General features: G+C 63.5%; 13 protein-coding genes. 12 read left to right on the top strand and 1 reads right to left on the bottom strand.

Annotated features, from left to right (window positions below; genetic code table 11):
- The first annotated feature begins 14 nt into the window (after positions 1 to 14).
- Positions 15 to 152 carry a hypothetical protein gene (locus tag HV796_RS37025; protein WP_281369970.1) on the top strand — a complete coding sequence of 46 codons (138 nt, stop codon included), beginning with the start codon at positions 15 to 17 and terminating at the stop codon, positions 150 to 152.
- 34 nt (positions 153 to 186) lie between these two features.
- On the opposite strand, the gene HV796_RS37020 is transcribed toward HV796_RS37025, so the two are convergent.
- Complete coding sequence (locus HV796_RS37020) at positions 187 to 846, bottom strand: hypothetical protein (RefSeq protein ID WP_175232816.1); 660 nt, start codon at positions 844 to 846, stop codon at positions 187 to 189.
- 22 nt (positions 847 to 868) lie between these two features.
- Between HV796_RS37020 and HV796_RS37015 the strand changes: the two genes are divergently transcribed.
- The 11 genes from HV796_RS37015 to HV796_RS36965 all read left to right on the top strand — a co-directional run.
- Positions 869 to 1,222: a hypothetical protein gene (locus tag HV796_RS37015; protein ID WP_175232815.1), complete on the top strand. Its 354-nt coding sequence runs from the start codon at positions 869 to 871 to the stop codon at positions 1,220 to 1,222.
- 19 nt (positions 1,223 to 1,241) lie between these two features.
- Complete coding sequence (locus HV796_RS37010; RefSeq protein WP_175232814.1) at positions 1,242 to 1,553, top strand: hypothetical protein; 312 nt, start codon at positions 1,242 to 1,244, stop codon at positions 1,551 to 1,553.
- A 663-nt stretch (positions 1,554 to 2,216) separates the two neighbouring features.
- Complete coding sequence (locus HV796_RS37005; RefSeq protein WP_175232813.1) at positions 2,217 to 3,191, top strand: sigma-54 interaction domain-containing protein; 975 nt, start codon at positions 2,217 to 2,219, stop codon at positions 3,189 to 3,191.
- Positions 3,192 to 3,233: 42 nt separating this feature from the next.
- Complete coding sequence (locus tag HV796_RS37000; RefSeq protein WP_175232812.1) at positions 3,234 to 3,476, top strand: hypothetical protein; 243 nt, start codon at positions 3,234 to 3,236, stop codon at positions 3,474 to 3,476.
- Between the two features lie 403 nt (positions 3,477 to 3,879).
- Positions 3,880 to 6,054 carry a type VI secretion system contractile sheath large subunit gene (tssC, locus tag HV796_RS36995; RefSeq protein WP_175232811.1) on the top strand — a complete coding sequence of 725 codons (2,175 nt, stop codon included), beginning with the start codon at positions 3,880 to 3,882 and terminating at the stop codon, positions 6,052 to 6,054.
- Between the two features lie 29 nt (positions 6,055 to 6,083).
- On the top strand, positions 6,084 to 6,674 hold the full coding sequence (locus HV796_RS36990) for an Hcp family type VI secretion system effector (protein ID WP_175232810.1): 591 nt from the start codon (positions 6,084 to 6,086) through the stop codon (positions 6,672 to 6,674).
- Between the two features lie 67 nt (positions 6,675 to 6,741).
- Positions 6,742 to 7,149, top strand: coding sequence for a type VI secretion system baseplate subunit TssE (gene tssE / locus HV796_RS36985; RefSeq protein ID WP_175232809.1), 408 nt, complete (start codon positions 6,742 to 6,744; stop codon positions 7,147 to 7,149).
- Positions 7,146 to 8,990 carry a type VI secretion system baseplate subunit TssF gene (tssF, locus tag HV796_RS36980; protein ID WP_175232808.1) on the top strand — a complete coding sequence of 615 codons (1,845 nt, stop codon included), beginning with the start codon at positions 7,146 to 7,148 and terminating at the stop codon, positions 8,988 to 8,990. Before tssE ends, tssF begins: the two co-directional genes overlap by 4 nt.
- 8 nt (positions 8,991 to 8,998) lie before the next feature.
- A complete protein-coding gene (locus HV796_RS36975; protein ID WP_175232807.1) occupies positions 8,999 to 10,285 on the top strand; it encodes a type VI secretion system baseplate subunit TssG in 1,287 nt (428 codons plus the stop codon).
- Positions 10,282 to 12,918 carry a contractile injection system protein, VgrG/Pvc8 family gene (locus tag HV796_RS36970; protein WP_175232806.1) on the top strand — a complete coding sequence of 879 codons (2,637 nt, stop codon included), beginning with the start codon at positions 10,282 to 10,284 and terminating at the stop codon, positions 12,916 to 12,918. The genes HV796_RS36975 and HV796_RS36970 overlap by 4 nt, the downstream gene beginning before the upstream one ends.
- Before the next feature lie 7 nt (positions 12,919 to 12,925).
- Positions 12,926 to 14,397: DUF2169 family type VI secretion system accessory protein (locus HV796_RS36965; protein WP_175232805.1), on the top strand; the 1,472-nt coding region annotated here is incomplete at its 3' end.

Raw genomic sequence — 14,397 nt, 5'->3', positions numbered from 1 at the left:
ACAAGGCCTCGAAGATCGCCCACCATGCGATGGACCACGACCAGACGCTCAGGCAGGCAGCGCTCGAACTCGGTTTCGTCACCGAAGCGGAGTTCGATCGCATTGTCGATGTCCGCAAGATGGTCAAGCCGTATGTCGCCACCGAGCAATGAAGAGGCGGATGACGAGTGCGACGCATTCGGATGATCACGCGAGTTCGGCGCCGTGCAATGGCGCTACGCGCGGCCTGGGAGCTTGAGCCCAAACGGACGCTGTCGAAGCTACGGCACCTGCTCCCCAGGCGATCGAAGACCACATGCCGTAAAAGGCCGCGCTATCGTCGTTGTTGTTGGCCGACTCATGTGTCGCCTTGGCGGAGAGGCCGGCGGCGAGGACGTTCAGTCCTCCACCCGCCATTTGCAATCCTCTGCTCGCCAGGTTACGCGAACTGTCGGTGTAGCCTTGCAGCATGTTCGTTACCGCGCTGGCACCCCACAGTGCCGAGGACGCATATCCAGCGTTAGACTGTACGCTATCCTTAGTAAATGAACCGACGAAGCTTGCCATTCCTGCGCCGATGTTCAGAAAGTTAGAGACGCTTGCCAGCCTGCTATAGGTATCGGATTTCCAGTTGCTGTATTCCGACATGGCGCCGCTGAAACTCCACAGCCCGCCGCTGATCGCGCCGGTCGCGCTTACGCCTTGTGATGCGGCAATCGAAAAGCCGGCCGCGGCGCCGTCGGTCAGGCTGGGCGCGTATTTGCCAACCTTTGTCCGCGACGTTTCGGTCCTTGCGGCTTCTGGCGGTACGCCGAGGTTGCCACCGCTATTGCGCCGGGCGCGCGGTGTGTGCTGCGGCGTGGACAACTCCGACGAGCGGGATTGCGCGATGCTACTGACACTATCGCGCCGGGCGCGCGGCGAGGACAGGGGTGTGTGCGGCGCCGACGATCGCGATTCCGGGTTGCTACCGCGGCTGTTGCGCCGGGAGGGTGCAGAGGGAAATGCCTGCATCTGCGACAACGGCGCGACCGGGCCGGCACCGCTACTGTTGCGTCGCGAATGCGACGCTGACGCCGACAGGCCCGAGTCCACGCTGAGCGCACGCGAAGCGCGTGGCGACGCGTCCAGGCTTAACGAGCGTCCGCGTCCGAAAGCCGGACTGCTGGACGGGGCCGGGTTCCCGTGCGGCATCGTCGGCGGCTGTTGGACCGCGATGCCGCTATGCGCCGCTGGATGTTGAACTGCCGCAGGATGCCGAAATGGCGACAAGCTTCGCGAGCCTTCGCTGGCGCTTGCTGGCCGGGCGCTGGGCACTGGTTCGCGCGGGCTTTGAAGAGAACTCAGGCTGGCGGCTCTGCTTCGTTGTTTCATCTAAGGATCTTTCCGTGGACGTTCGTCCAGACATGGCGAAGCCGTTGTTGCGTTATCCGGCAGCGGTAACAAATGAGGTCATATTCGACCCGCCCTGGGTTTTGGCTCCAGGTTCATGCTTACCATTGCATTGCTTTTCGATGAATCGGAGTGAATTTGTTTTACGTAGTTCGGATCCTTTAGCAGACAGACAGCATTGATTGAGACGTCACGCGAAAATACATCATCTTTTTTTCCCAGATATCGGAAATAAATATGAACCTTTCGAGTGCGTTATGGTTTTGATGGTTCCGGTCATGAAATGTCTGATACCTATTCAATTTGCGCGCCATGTCGGCGCGTCTGAAAATGCGTTGATTTCGCGTCATTTTTCCGTGTGAAGGAGGATCGGTGAGGTATTTTTTTGCCCACTGTGCATAATAAATGAGGTCAACTTCGACCCAGTGCCTCAACAGTTGAGTCTGCTCTCACCGCATTAAGAATTCCGCTCGGCGGATGTAAAAATAACGTCAACGTATGTTCAGGCCGGCGGGTCTATCGGTATGCAATGGCTGACGCACCTGGGTTTGTGTCAACCTGACACAAATTTCGGTAAATCACATAAAAGACTATAAAGAATGGCGGCCGCAATCCGTTAACGTGAAGCGATACCGGCATTCAGAATACCCGCGTAGCGAACGAGCGTCGCCGGAAATAAGCCGTACACAACGCGTACCTCGCTTCAACTAGGCGTACTACTTGGCTCCACAAAAAATTGCGTCAAACCACGCTGAACGCGCGTGCATCCTCGCGTTAATCACAGTCAATGGCAAGGTCAATGCCGTGCAATACCGGGCGGCGACCCGACCGGTTTTGGAGTTTTCATGGATCAGTTTGCCCGCCTCAATTTTCACGGTTCGTCACCCGTCATGAGCGCCATGAGGCGCCAGATCGAAAAAATCGCGAGCGTCGATGTGCCTGTTACCGTGCTCGGTGAGACCGGCACCGGCAAGGAACTGGCGGTGCGTGCGATTCATTACCTCAGTGCGCGAAAGCAGTACCCGTTTGTGCCGGTCAATTGCGGTGCGTTACCCGAGTCGTTGATCGAAAGCGAGCTTTTTGGCCACGAGCGCGGTGCGTTTACCGATGCGAAGGCGGAGGGCCGGGGGCTGATTGCTGAAGCCGAAAAGGGCACGCTCTTTCTCGACGAAGTCGACGCGCTTGGACTGAAGGCGCAGGCTTCGCTGTTGCGTTTCATTCAGGATGGCACCTATAGACGGGTCGGCGGCTCGTCCACGCGACATGCGGATGTACGCGTTGTCGTGGCGACCAATGCCAATCTGGTGGAACTGGCCGAGGCGCGACTGTTCAGACGAGACCTGCTGTATCGGCTGGACGTGGTCTCCTTGCATATCCCGGCGCTGCGCGAGCGTGGCGACGACGTCACCGAACTCGCGATGATTTTCCTGGACCGGCTAAGAGTCCGCTACACTAATCCCGCTAAACATTTTCATCACGCATCACTGACTTATCTGCGTCACTACGGTTGGCCGGGGAATGTTCGCGAACTCGAAAACGCAATACACCGGGCCTTTTTGATGAGCGATGACGATGTTGTGAGACTGGGCGATGTCTCGCAGTCCTGCGGAGTGTCCCATGCGCCAGATGAAGATGGGCAGCGCACGTTCAGGAAGGCCAAGGCGGAGGCCATCGCGCGCTTTGAAGTGGACTACCTGCGCCGGCTTCTCGACGCATCCAACGGCAACCTGTCTCTCGCCGCGCGCATGGCTGGCGAGGAGCGCAGCTCATTCGGCAAGCTGGTGCGCAGGCATGGACTTACAAAAGACCGCTCGAACTAGGCGCGGCTTTGCCTGCACGGAGTGCCGGCGTGGGTGCATCCGATGAACGACGATATCGTGCGCGCCGTCGCACAGCGCATAGCGCGCTATTTGCAGGACAATCCTGACGCGGCCGACACAGTGGAAGGCGTGCACCACGTGTGGATCGGAGATCCGGCGCTAGCCTCGTCGCTTGATATCACGCAGGCAGCACTCGAATGGCTGCTTGCAAGCGGTCGCATTGCCTGCGTCCGCGTCGCACACCGTCAACTTTGGCGCCGACGCGCCGACGACGCCAGACCCTAGCGACCACGATCATCGCCTTGCCTATTCCACGCTCGTCCGATGAAGGACGCGTCGATGTTCCGCGTCCGCGTGCGCAAGCGCCCGCCTACTGAGACGAAACACACCCATCAAGGGCAATCCTGCCCACACCTGATGGTCGCCAGTGCGCACCTTATAGTCCGCGGCAGACGGGAGATCTGCGACGTCGGGCAAGACAACGCACGTTGAGCCAAATCCGACCCATCGATGCCTGATATCCGACGCCGCGGCACCGCTCGAGAAGCTTGTCGCGCAATGCCTTGCGGTCAATAACCCGTGGCCTGGCACAGAGCTTGTATAGAAGCGCCCCCGGGGGAATGACTTGATCGAGCGGTGGACTCGTTCGTCTTCTCTTTCCAATCCGAAATGAAGCGAGGCGAATCCAATGAGCTTTAGCGAAGACGACAAGGTGCAGCAGAAGCTGACCCGCGTGCGGCCGCCGCGGGTCAAGATCACATACGACGTGGAAACGGGCGGCGCAATGCGCGCCGTCGAATTGCCGTTTATCGTCGGCATTTTCGCGAACCTGGCAGGCGATGCGGGCGGCCCCAACATGCCGGCGCCGTACAAGCAGCGCCAGCTGATCGAGATCGATCGCGACAACATTCATGACGTGATGAAGGCGTCGGGCGCGAGCGTCGATCTTTCGAAGGTCGCGCTGCCGCCCGAGACACCCGATGGCACGCCCAAACGCGATGCCACGATACTGACGTTCGGCACGCTTGGCGATTTTGCGCCGATCGCGGTCGTGCGGCGCGTTCCACGTCTCTCGATGCGCAACGATGCGCGCGCACGCGTGCGCGGCCTGCAGGCACGCGCGGAAATCGACGATGTGCTGGCGAGCGTGCTTAACCGGATCTGCGCGTCGGACCAGGCCGCGTTGCGGGCCGCGATCGTTGCGCGCTATCGCGAAGGCGCCGACGCAAACGCATACAGCGAACCGGACCGCTGGGCGGCGCTCGATATCAAGCCGGAGGCCACAGCGGCTCTGGTCGCCGCCGATGCGCTGACGGCCGACGATGTGCTCGCGCAACTGCTTGGCCGCCTCGTCATTACGCAGCCCGCGGCCGACGGCGACGCCGCACCGGCCGAAGCGAGCGCCGTGCCGCCCGACTGGCAGGATGCGCGTGTGACGATCGGCCATTTCAGCAATGCCGTGCTGTCGGTATTCGATGCGGACATCGCAAAGACCAGCAAGCAAGCTGCGCAGTGGATCGATGGCGCGGTGGTGAGTATCGACGAGTACCTGAGTGCGAACATCGACGCGATCCTGCACGCACCGTCGTTCCAGAAGCTCGAAGCGACGTGGCGCGGCCTGTCCGGCCTCGTCGCGAACAGCGAGACCGGCGCGATGCTGAAGCTGAAGGTGTTCAATACGCGTCGCGAAGAATTGCAGAACGATCTGGAAAACGCGGTCGAGTTCGATCAGAGCACGATGTTCAAGCTGATCTACGAGGCTGAGTACGGCACTTATGGCGGTAATCCATACAGCACGCTGCTCATCGATTACCCGATCTCGAACAGCGCGGCGGACATGGAGTTCCTCGGCAAGCTGACGCAGGTCGCGGCCGCCGCGCATGCGCCGCTGCTCGCGGGCGTGGACGCGTCGATGTTCGGTCTCAAAGATTTTTCGCAACTCGCGAAACCGCGCGACCTGCAAAAAATCTTCGAAGGCAGTGCATGGATTCCGTTTAACGAGTTCCGCCAGACCGAAGACTCCCGCTATGCGACGCTCGTGCTGCCGCGTCTGCTGCTGCGTCTGCCGTACGACTACACCGTGTCGCCGGTCGGCTTTAACTATATCGAAGATATCTCGTCGGATCAGCACCGTCCGTCGACGGACCCGGGCAATCCGAAGGCCGACGAGGTCGGCGCCAAAACCGTCAATATCGACTCCGACGCGCAGTTCCTGTGGGGCAACCCGGCGTATGCGCTCGCGCAGCGCATCACCACCGCGTTTTCGCTGTATGGGTGGACCGCGGCGATTCGCGGCGAAGAGGGCGGCGGTCTCGTCGACGGTCTGCCGCTTTACCAGTACCGCACCGACCGCGGCTCGGATGTGCTGTTCTGCCCGACCGAAGTCGCGATTACGGATCGCCGCGAGAAGGAACTGAGCGACCTCGGCTTTATCGCGCTGTGTCACTGCAAAGGTTCGTCGCGCGCTGTGTTCTTTGGCGGCCAGACCGTCAATCAGCCGATCAAGTATCTGTCCGATGAAGCCAACGCGAACGCGGAACTGTCCGCTCGGCTGCCCTACATGCTCGCCGCGTCACGCTTCGCGCACTACGTGAAGGTGATCATTCGCAAGAAGCTCGGCGGTTTTATGACGCGCGTGAATGTCGAGGCGCTGCTCAACAACTGGATCGCCCAATACGTATTGCTCGACGACAACGCAAACCAGGAGGTGAAGGCGAGTTATCCGCTGCGTTCCGCACAGATCGTTGTCACTGAGGTGCCGGGCAGCCCGGGCTCGTATAAGGCGACGATGTTCCTGAAGCCGCACTTTCAGCTCGAGGAACTGACTGCTTCGATTCGCCTCGTGGCGGACCTGCCCGCGTAACTCCGACTCAACAAGCACAAGGAATAACGATGGATCTGATCCTGTTACAACCAGGTAACGACGACATTTTCGGCAAAAGCGACAACGACTGGGTAGGCGGCGGCAGTCTGATCGACAATGAGTGGCGCGACGAGGTGCTCAAGCTCGGGCAGTGCATCGAACTCGTCTCCGTTCACCACGGCATGAAGCAGCAGGTAACGACCGATGTCAGCAATTCCGCCCGCACGTCCGGGCGCCCGATCGTTACCGAATTCACCTGCGTCAAGTATGTCGACAAGACATCGGTCAAGCTATACGACTACTGCCTGCGCGCGCAGACGCTCGACAATCTGCTCAAAGCCACTGACAAGCCGACCAAGCTTTATATCGCGCGCAACTCGGGCGAAAAGACGAGCAACATCATCACGATGCAGCTGCGCGATACGCTGATCACGGAAATCCAGTTCCAGTCCCACCCGGACGATATGCCTACCGAACAGTTCAAGCTCAGCTTCACCGAGATCCTTTGGACTTACACGGTACAGCAGACCAACATGCATCCGGCCGGCAACTTCCACGCCGGCTGGAGTATTGCGCGCAACCGGCCGATCGGGCAGTTCACGGACAAGGGCACCAAATGACCGTGCGGCCCGCCTGCGGCGGGTGTGCTCCGCGTCGATCCACTCGAGTTCCTATCCGGATCCGCTTATGCGTTTTCTGTTCGAACGTCTAACCAGCCATGCACCACTCGAACCCGGCGCGCCGGATCGTGGCGTGCTGGCCAACGCAGTGGCGGCGCAGATCCAGCGCATCGTCGCGACCCGGCCGCGTCTGCCAGGCGATCACACCGATCTGCTCGGCTTCGGCATGCTCAATGCAGTGAACCTGTCGGCCAATGGGGAGGCCGCGTTGAAGCAGTATGCAGCGCGGCTTGAACAGATGATCGAGCGTTTCGAACCGCGTCTCGCGAATGTCGAGATCACGCTGGTGCCTGCGCGCAACCGTATGATGCCGACGCGTCTGCTGGTATCCGGGACGTTGCGCGGCGGCGGCGCGCAGCCGCTATCAGTGGTGCTCGATGCGGCCACCGGTGTTGAAAGTGCGGAGCTCGCATGAGCACAGCCGAGACGACGCTCGCGGACTACTTCAACAGCGAGCTTGCCGCGCTGCGCGCCGATGCGGCGGTGTTCGCGCAAAGCTATCCGGCGGCGGCGGGTGCGCTCGGCCTCAATCGCGGGCGCTCGACCGATCCGCAAGTCGAACTGCTGGTGCAGTCGTTCGCCTTTCTCGCGGGCCGGCTGCGCTATCAGCTCGACCTTGGTGAGGCGGCGCTGCCGAATGCGCTGACGGACTATCTCTATCCGCATTTGAGCGCACCGGTCCCGTCGATGACGGTCGCCGCACTCGAAGTCAAACCCGATGGCGCGAACTTCGCGAAGCGCCAGGTGCTGGAGCGCGGGCGCATCTTTACCGCGACCGGGCGCGATGTGCGCGGCAATCCGGTCACGTGCCGGTTCACGACCTGCTACGAGACGCCGCTCGTTCCGCTCGCGGTCGATTCGATCCGCCTGTTCGTCCCCGACGACGGTTTGCTCGACGATGCGGTCTGGTCCGATCCGGAATTGCGCTCGGTACTCTGCGTGCGGCTGCGCCGCGCAGGGGGCGGCACGCTGCAGGGGTTGCGTCTGGATCGGCTAGGCTTCTTCCTGAATTGCGCGCCGCACGAAATTCGTACGTTCTACGAGCCGCTCGCGATCTCACTCGGCAAGATCGTCGTGCAGCCGCTCGACGACTCGGGCTGTCCGGCCGGCCCGCCGCAGGAACTGCCGGCCGACGCATTGAAGTGGCGCGGCTTCGCGGAAGACGAAGCGATGCTCGTGTCGAATGGCGATACGCATCCGGGGTATCGGCTGGTTCAGGAATACTTTGCGTTTCCGGAAAAATTTCTTTTCTTCGACGTCGAAGGCATCGCGCCGTGCGCGAGCGCGACGGCGTTCGACCTGATGTTCGTAGGCAGGCAACCGGTCGATGCGGTGACGACGTTGCCCGGCGATCGGCTGCTGCTCAACTGCGTGCCGCTCGTCAACCTGTATCCGCAGCGCCTCGAGCCGCTGGCGCTCGACCAGACGCGCTATGAGTACCGTCTGCTCGGCGATGCGATGAACCATCGCCACTGCGAAGTATTTGCGCTGACCGAGCTGTACTCGATGCGCCCCGGCGAGCCACCGCGAGCGATCGTGCCGTACTTTTCGATGGACGATTTCCGGTCGCTGCATACGCAGGACTATTTTTATCTGACACGGCGCGAGCAGGTGCAACTCGGCGACAAACCGGGCACCGAACTGTACGTGTCGTTCCTCGATGCCACCTTCACGCTGGCTCGGCCCGCCGACGAGACGATCGGCGGCAGCGCACTGTGCACGAACCGCAATTTGCCGGAGCAGCTTCGCGTCGGCGACGTGGTGCGACTCGAGGGTGCGGGCGCGATCAGCGGCGCGCGTATCGCGAGCCCGCCGACCGCGCATCAAACGCCGCGCCTGATCGGCGCGCGGCCTTGGGCGCTCGCGTCGCAGCTGGCGCTGAACCGCCTGTCGCTGACGGACGGCCCGAACGCGCTCGCGGCGCTCAAGGATCAACTGAAGCAGCACGTCGGCAGCCGCGGCGAGCAGGGATTCAAACAGATCGACGGAATTCGCGAGGCGCGCTCGGCGCGCATCGTCGGCCGCAGCGGCAACGACGCGTGGCGCGGTTTCGTCGACGGTCTGATGGTCGACCTCGTGCTCGACCGGAACAGTTTTGCCGAAAGCAGCGTCGTGCTGTTCGGCGAGGTGATGCGGCGATTCTTCGCGCTCTATGCCGCGATCAACGCCGGGGTTGCGCTGCGCATCAGCGTCAATGACGTTAAGGGAGCCTTGCACGAATGGCCACTTATGGTCGGCGCACAGCCTCTTCTCTAGAAGGCCAGATGTTCGCGGCCCCGGGGCGCATCGACGTGTTTCAGCTGGTGAAGCTGTTGCGCGCGCGCGATGCATCCGCGGCGCCGGCGAGCCACGCGACGCAGCGGCTCGAGTCGCGGCGCATGGCGGATGGCGTGCACGCACACGCCTTCGCGCACGGGCTGCGGTTCCGCGCGGATCTGTCGGCGGGCTTTCCGGGCGAAGAAGTCACGCGCTGCCGGCCGATCGAAGCCGGCCCCGGCGACACTCACGAGCCCCGCGCCATCGAGATCCAGACGCCGAACTACTGTGTCGCGAGCGAGCTCGGACCGTTGCCGGAACCCTTCCTCGAGTGGGTCCGCGACCGGCTGCGCGACGACGACGGCACATTCGCAACGTTTCTGGATGTATTCAACCATCGTCTGCACGTGCTGCGTCATCGGCTCAAAGCAGGGCAGGAGTTCGCACTCGACAACGCACTGCCGCAGTACACGCGTCAGGCGCACTTTCTTGCGAGCATCGCCGGTATCGCGTCGCGCGGCGCCGATGCGCAGATCATGCTGCCGCGCCGCGCGTGGCTCGGCATCGCGGCCACGTTAGCCGATACGCGCCGGAGCGGCGCCGGCGCGCAGCTTGCGTTGCGGCGCTTTCTCGGCGTGCCCGCCGCGCAGCTCGAGCCGCTAGTGGGCAGCTGGCGCAAGCTGCTGCCCGCCGACCGGCCGCTGCTCGGCGTGCGCGCCACGACGCTGGGGCGAGACGCGGTGCTGGGCACGCATATCTGGAATCAGTGCGCGGGTGTCCGTCTGACGGTGCCCGATGTCGACTATGTGCGGCTATGCGCGTTGCTGCCGCCGCGCCCGCGAGCGCCGGTTGCCGCCGGGCAGGACGCGTCCGCGGCCGACGGCACATCGGGTGGCGGCGCACAAGGGACCAGCGCCGCCGCAAGCGCGGATGCAGCCACGAGCGCGACGGGCAGCATCGCGCCCGTCGATGGTTATGCCGGTCTTGCACAGATGGTCCGGCTGCTGTTCGACCGGCGCGTCGACTGCCACGTGACCATGACAATCCGCGCCCGCAATCTGCCGCCGCCGATGCTGACCGCCCTCTCCGACGAGCCGCTGGCTTCCGTGCCGGGCCAGCAGTCGGCCGCCGGCAACGAAGCCGCTGGTGGGGACGATGCGGCCGTCACGACCGGCACGCGTTACCGCGGGCTGCGGCTTGGCCAGACCGCATGGCTTGGCGGCGGCGCACCCGGCGACGAGCGCCGTGCGGTGACTTTCATGATCGTCGGCGACCCGCAAGGAGTGAGCGCATGAACACGCGCGATACGATCGGCACCACCCCCATCGCACGCGTCGACTCGCCCGATCCGCGCGTGTTCCTGCACGCCGGCATCTTTCTGCCCGGCGGCCGGATACTCGGCGTCGAGACGTTTCGCGTGGAGCGCTTCACCGGCGAGGAGCAGGTCTCGCAGCCGTTCTCATACGAAGTGGAGCTTCGCGCGAATACGTTGCCGCGCGCGCAGGTGCCGCCGGTGCGCTTCGATCAGCTGATCGGCCGGCCGATCACGCTCGGCATCGACCGCCCCGATCCTCGGCGGCCCGCGGCTGGGCCGGGCGACGCATCGAACCGGCGCTTCAAGACGTTGCTGGCAGGCGGCGCGCCGGATCTGGCCATGACCGTGTTCAACGGCATCGTCACGGCGTTCTCGATGAGCGAGCCGGGCGTGTATCGCGCGTCGGTCAAGCCGGCGCTGTGGAAGCTGACGCTGACGAACCGCTATCGGATGCTCACGCAGATGAGCGTCGCCGACGCGATTGGCGCGCTGTTGCGCGAACACGGTATCGCGTGTTCGCTCGATGGCATCTCGGGTGCGCATAGTCTTGCCTGCACACGCGTGCAGGACTGGCTGCAGGCCGGCGAATCGGATTTCGCGCTGCTCCAGCGCCTGATGGGCAAGGCGCATGTCCACTACTACTTCGAGCACAGCGGCACCGGCCACACGGTGGTGTTCTCGAATCGTGCGCAATATCCGGTCATCGAGAATGGCGGACGGCCATTGCGTTATACGTTCACAGATATGTCCGAAAACGGACTGGCGCAGGACGACGTCGTGACCGGGTACACGTTCCAGCAGTCGCTCGTCACGGGCGGTGTCGACTGCGTGCTCGCGCTGCAACAGGAAGGGTGGGAGCAGGACACGATTCCGGTATTCCAGACGTACTTCGCCGGGCGCAGCCAGACCGGCGAACTGCCGTTCACGCAATACAAGCAGTATCAGTATGGCGTCAGCGCGCGCCAGGCGGACGAGTTCGCGAACGCGTCGGACGCGACCCGCCGCGCGTCGGCGACGAATCTGTCCGGCACCAGCACGTGTGCGCAGATGCGGGTCGGCTACCGCTTCGAACTGGCCGCCCCCGAAGACAGATCGAGCGCGGCGCCGGTGCGCGAATCGCTCGCGCATCAGAGCTTTGTGCTCACCCAGGTGTCGCACGAAGCCGACCAGCAGACTTACAAGAACCGCTTCACCGCGGCTGAATCGGCCGGGCTCATTACGCCGTTTTCGCTCGACGAAACGCAGCAGGGGTCGCTGCTTGCGACTGTCGTCAATGCGGACGGCAGTACCGCGCCGACCAGCTGGCGATACTACTCGAAGGAAAACTTCGAGATGGTCACCAACGACCTGACCGACCGCGATGCCTCGCCTTCCACGTTGCACGCGAAAGGCGTCTACGTGCGCTTTGCGACCGAGCGTGACGGCACGGCAGCCGCACCCGTATGGGTGAAGCTCGCAGCGCATATGCAGTCGGTGCCGGAGGTCGGCGTGACGGTGGTGGTCGCGCGTGCGCAGGACGAATCGGAGTTGCCGGAGATTCAGAGCATCGTGCATGCGAACGGCTCGCGCGTGGTGACGCCGTCGGGTTGGACCGCCAATACGTCGGTCGGCAGCAGCCATTCGACGAGCTACGGCGACAACCTCAGCATCCGCTTTGGCGCGGCGTCCGACGTGTCGTCGCCCAGCACGCTCGACCGCGCGATCGACCTCGTATCGAACGCGTATGCAAGCGGACAGTATCGCGACGCGAGCTATGCGCAAGGTGCGGGCTACAGCTATGCGGTGTCCGAAAACGGCGCGCAGGGGTTGCTGAGCCGCTCGTATTCGTACGGTTCGACTTACGGCTGCAACTGGTCCGGGCGCCAGGAAAGCTTTAGCGCGGTCGGCAGCGTGTACAGCCAAAGCCTCCATGGGCGGTACGATCCCGCGTCGGAAAAGCCGTCGCCGTCGCCTGCGCCGGATGCGGTGATCGCGAGCGTGACGAAGGTGTACGGCGACAGCTACAGCCAGTCGAACAACGTCGGAAAGGTGACGAGCCTGAGCACGGTTGACGGCGATTCCGTGTCGTCGAGCACCGTGAACGGCACCAGCCGGTCGGAGTCGACCATTTCGACCAGCGATTCGGTATCGACCATCGGCGTCTCCCTCAGCCGGAGCACGATCACGACATCGAGCAGTGTGAATTCGATCGGCGTGTCGACCGACCAGTCGACGCACGGCACCGTGAAGTCGACGTCGACGATCGGCAGCAGCACCACGCTCAGCACGATCGGCGAGTCGGAGTCGACCAACATCGTGTCGGCGTCGAAATCCGTGTCGATGACCGGCGTGCAAAGCGCGCTCAACATGGTCGGCCTGTCGAGCAGCACCGACATGCAGGGCGAGACGGTCTCGATGAGCCTGGTCGGCAAGTCGACGCGGATGTCGCTCGCGGGCGAAACGTTCGATATGTCGGTGACCGGCGTGGAAACACGCATTTCGATGAGCGGCGTGCAGAACACGATCCAGCTGAATGGCCCGGGCGTGCAGATCAGCACGCAGCCGGAGCAGCCGGACATCAAGGTCGGCAATGCGTCGATCACGCTGGTCGGCGTGATCCAGATCTACCTGTGAGCACGCGATGAAAATCATCAAACCGATGACGCTGGGTGCGCTCACACGCTCGTATCAGTTCGGCGGCGAACGGCGTTTCGTGGTGTCGGCGCTCGGCTTTTTTCCGCTCGCCGCGCAGGTCCAGCGTTTTCTGACCGAGAACGAGCAATGGCCCGCCATCGTCAACGCGTTGGGGATGCCTGGCATGCCACAGCCGCTTGACGAAGTGCTCGCGAAACCGCGTGCCGAGCTGCTCGTCACCGGCAGCGCGTACGCGCCGCAAGGGCACCCGGTGCAACGGATGCAGGTGACGCTCGCCGCGGCGGGCCTCAGCAAGACGCTCAATGTGAGCGGCGAGCGGGAGTGGCGCTATGCCCCGTGGCTGCGCATCGACGAACCGCAGCCGTTCGTGTCGATGCCGCTCGGCTACGCGCAGGCGTTCGGCGGTGCGCGCCATCGCGGCAATCCGCTTGGTAAAGGCTATAACCGCAATCGCCTCGCCGCGCTGTTCGGTGCGAACCACGGCGCGATGCCGAACCTCGAGCAGCCCGACGAACCCGTCACGCGTCATTGGATTCGTTACGCGCCCGCAGGCTTCGGGCCGCTCGGTTTCGACTGGCAACCGCGCATCGGCCATGCGGGCCGCTACGGCCGGAAGTGGCGCGTAAGCGAAGCGCCGGGCTTTTCGTCGAGTGCGTCGCGCGCGCTGTTTCAGCGCGCGCCGGCCGATCAGCAGCTCGACGGCTATCTGCAGGGCCGCGAATCGTATTGCCTGACCGGCATGCATCCGCAGCATCCGACCATCGAAGGGCAGGTGCCTGCGCTGCGCGCGCGGGGCTTTGTCCAGCGACGCGGCGCGGCCGATATCGAAGAGGTGGGTCTGTCGTTCGACACGCTGTGGTTCTTCCCGGACCTGATGCTGGGCGTTGCGCTGTATCACGGCGAAACGGTGCATCACGATCCGTTGTCGTTCGACATCGAAGGGGTGATGGTGGCATATGAGGCGCTGTCGATGCCGCGCCCGCTCGCACACTACGCCCAGGTCTACGCGTGTCGCATCGACCCCGAGCGCGCCGCCGCGCATCTGTTTAACGAGTCCGAACTCGCCGCGGACTATGACGCGGTGACGCTCGCGTCGCGCCAGCAGGCGGCAGCCGAACGACAGCAGGCAGCGGACGATGCGCGTGCCGCGCGCCGCGACGCGCACATCGCCGAGTTTTGCGAAGCGACGGGGATCGATCCGGCAACGCTGCACGAGCAACCGCTGCCGGCGCGCCCGGCGCTGCCGGTGCTGGACCGCACGAGCATCGCGGAATCGGATTTCGATCTGACAGGCATGCTGGACGGCGCCCGCGCACTCGTGGCGAATGTGCAGGCGCAGGCCGATCAGTTGCGCGCGCAACTGCCGGAACTCCCTGCCACGGTTGTTCCGGGAGCGGATACGCCAGCGCGCCGCGAGGCCGCGCTGGCGCGCGCCGCCGCGACGGCCGACGATCTTGC

Origin of the sequence: Paraburkholderia humisilvae (genome assembly GCF_902859855.1) — a bacterium.
Classification (GTDB): domain Bacteria; phylum Pseudomonadota; class Gammaproteobacteria; order Burkholderiales; family Burkholderiaceae; genus Paraburkholderia; species Paraburkholderia humisilvae.
Note: the sequence above shows the minus strand (reverse complement) of the source record. Positions and strands in the feature narration are given on the sequence as shown.

What these genes read in the sequence shown, in the direction of transcription:
- HV796_RS37015 (WP_175232815.1), top strand. Translation starts at nt 869, where the DNA reads ATGCTACTGACACTATCGCGCCGGGCGCGCGGCGAGGACAGGGGTGTG.
- HV796_RS37010 (WP_175232814.1), top strand. Translation starts at nt 1,242, where the DNA reads ATGGCGACAAGCTTCGCGAGCCTTCGCTGGCGCTTGCTGGCCGGGCGC.
- HV796_RS37005 (WP_175232813.1), top strand. Translation starts at nt 2,217, where the DNA reads ATGGATCAGTTTGCCCGCCTCAATTTTCACGGTTCGTCACCCGTCATG.
- HV796_RS37000 (WP_175232812.1), top strand. Translation starts at nt 3,234, where the DNA reads ATGAACGACGATATCGTGCGCGCCGTCGCACAGCGCATAGCGCGCTAT.
- tssC (WP_175232811.1), top strand. Translation starts at nt 3,880, where the DNA reads ATGAGCTTTAGCGAAGACGACAAGGTGCAGCAGAAGCTGACCCGCGTG.
- HV796_RS36990 (WP_175232810.1), top strand. Translation starts at nt 6,084, where the DNA reads ATGGATCTGATCCTGTTACAACCAGGTAACGACGACATTTTCGGCAAA.
- tssE (WP_175232809.1), top strand. Translation starts at nt 6,742, where the DNA reads ATGCGTTTTCTGTTCGAACGTCTAACCAGCCATGCACCACTCGAACCC.
- tssF (WP_175232808.1), top strand. Translation starts at nt 7,146, where the DNA reads ATGAGCACAGCCGAGACGACGCTCGCGGACTACTTCAACAGCGAGCTT.
- HV796_RS36975 (WP_175232807.1), top strand. Translation starts at nt 8,999, where the DNA reads ATGTTCGCGGCCCCGGGGCGCATCGACGTGTTTCAGCTGGTGAAGCTG.
- HV796_RS36970 (WP_175232806.1), top strand. Translation starts at nt 10,282, where the DNA reads ATGAACACGCGCGATACGATCGGCACCACCCCCATCGCACGCGTCGAC.